Below are 1,791 nucleotides of genomic sequence, written 5' to 3'. Positions count from 1 at the left end.
GATGCAATATGTTAACAGAAAGGCAAATTCTCATACTAAAATCCATCATAATTCTCTACACAAATTATGGAACACCAATTGGCTCTAAAACATTAATGAAAGAAGCAGGCTTGGAATTTAGCTCTGCTACGATCAGGAATGAAATGGTTCATTTGGAAGAATTAGGTTTTATTGAAAAAACGCATTCTTCATCAGGAAGAATTCCTTCAATCAAAGGGTACCGTTTTTACGTCGACCATTTGATTTATCCGATGGAAATCCAAAAGAAAGACTTGATGACAATTAAAAATTCATTTAGCAATGAATTCCATCAGTTAGATGAAATTGTTGTCCAATCTGCTGAAGTTCTTTCACAATTAACTAGTTATACAGCTATTTCTTTGGGACCTGAGTTAAAGGAAAGCAAACTAACCGGGTTTCGTCTTGTTCCTTTAAATGAACACCGTGTAATGGTTATTTTGGTTACTGATAAAGGACACGTGGAAAATCAAGTTTTTTCTTTACCAAGAACCATTCAACCAAGTGATTTAGAAAAAATGGTGAATATTTTTAATGAACAGTTAGTAGGCCATACCTTGATAGAGGTATTTCGAAAGCTGGAAACTGAAATCCCTATACTAATTAATAAATACGCTAAATCGGCAGCAGGAATCGTCACGATTCTGGACAATATTATTCTTCAAGCCGGTCGTGATCAAATACACGTAGGGGGCCGAATGAATATGTTGGATTATTCCATGGGATTAGGTGTTGAAAAATTCAAATCTATCTATTCTTTAATGGAGGATCAACATGATTTAGCTCATCTATTGGCTCCTCACCATGACGGAATCGAAGTTAGGATAGGTCAAGAATTAGATGAAGATTTGCTCAGTGAATTCAGTTTGATTACGGCGGGTTATCACGTTAGAGGTTATGGAACAGGATTGATTGCTTTATTGGGACCTACCAGCATGCCTTATTCAAAAATGATTAGTTTAGTGGATGTATTTAGAAATGAGCTTTCAAAAAAAGTAATGGACTATTACCATTCAATGGAAGACTAATCAAAAAGGAGTTATAGACAATGACTGAGAAACAAAAAGAAACAGTAAATGAAGAAGTGGTTGACGAAGCTGTTGAACTGAATAAGCAGCCGGAAGACTCAAAAGAAGCTAGTGAAGAAAATCAAGTAGATGAAGTAACACAATTAAAAGCAGATTTAGCTGAAAAAGAAGACCAATATTTGCGTCTGCAAGCTGAACTGGCTAATATACGAAAACGCAATCAAAAAGAAAAAGAAGATGCTGCAAAATACCGTTCGCAATCTTTAGCAACAGAATTATTGCCAGTAATCGATAATCTAGAAAGAGCACTTGCAATTGAAGTGACGGATGAAGAAGGACAAAATTTGAAAAAAGGGCTAGAAATGGTTATGGATTCTTTCAAAACTGCATTAGAACATGAAGGAATTGAAGTCATTGATCCTTTAAACCAACCTTTTGATCCTAACTATCACCAAGCTATTCAAACCGCTCCATTAGAAGAAGGGCAAGAAGCCAATACAGTTGTAAATGTATTTCAAAAAGGTTATTCTTTAAAAGAGCGTATTTTAAGACCTGCAATGGTCATTGTAGCTCAATAAATTAATTAATTAGTAGTTAAAAATTAAAAAACTAAAAAATGTAAGAGAGGTAATAAATTATGAGTAAAATAATTGGAATTGACTTAGGTACAACAAATTCAGCAGTAGCTATTTTAGAAGGCGGAGAAGCAAAAATTGTTGCAAATCCAGAAGGAAATCGTACAACT

General features: G+C 34.4%; 3 protein-coding genes. All 3 read left to right on the top strand.

All coding sequences use genetic code 11. From position 1 onward, the window contains the following. Positions 1-8: 8 nt before the first annotated feature. Positions 9-1,046 carry a heat-inducible transcriptional repressor HrcA gene (gene hrcA, locus RT405_RS13215; RefSeq protein WP_313470301.1) on the top strand — a complete coding sequence of 346 codons (1,038 nt, stop codon included), beginning with the start codon at positions 9-11 and terminating at the stop codon, positions 1,044-1,046. A gap of 20 nt (positions 1,047-1,066) precedes the next feature. Next, positions 1,067-1,624, top strand: coding sequence for a nucleotide exchange factor GrpE (gene grpE / locus RT405_RS13210; RefSeq protein WP_313470295.1), 558 nt, complete (start codon positions 1,067-1,069; stop codon positions 1,622-1,624). Between the two features lie 59 nt (positions 1,625-1,683). After that, a partial coding sequence (locus RT405_RS13205; RefSeq protein ID WP_313470299.1) for an Hsp70 family protein occupies positions 1,684-1,791 on the top strand: 108 nt, incomplete at its 3' end.

Source organism: Carnobacterium sp. (genome assembly GCF_032094055.1).
GTDB lineage: Bacteria > Bacillota > Bacilli > Lactobacillales > Carnobacteriaceae > Carnobacterium_A.
This window is presented reverse-complemented; position numbering and strand designations above follow the sequence as displayed.

Coding starts and splice junctions, on each gene's coding strand:
- hrcA (WP_313470301.1), top strand. CDS start 9: ATGTTAACAGAAAGGCAAATTCTCATACTAAAATCCATCATAATTCTC.
- grpE (WP_313470295.1), top strand. CDS start 1,067: ATGACTGAGAAACAAAAAGAAACAGTAAATGAAGAAGTGGTTGACGAA.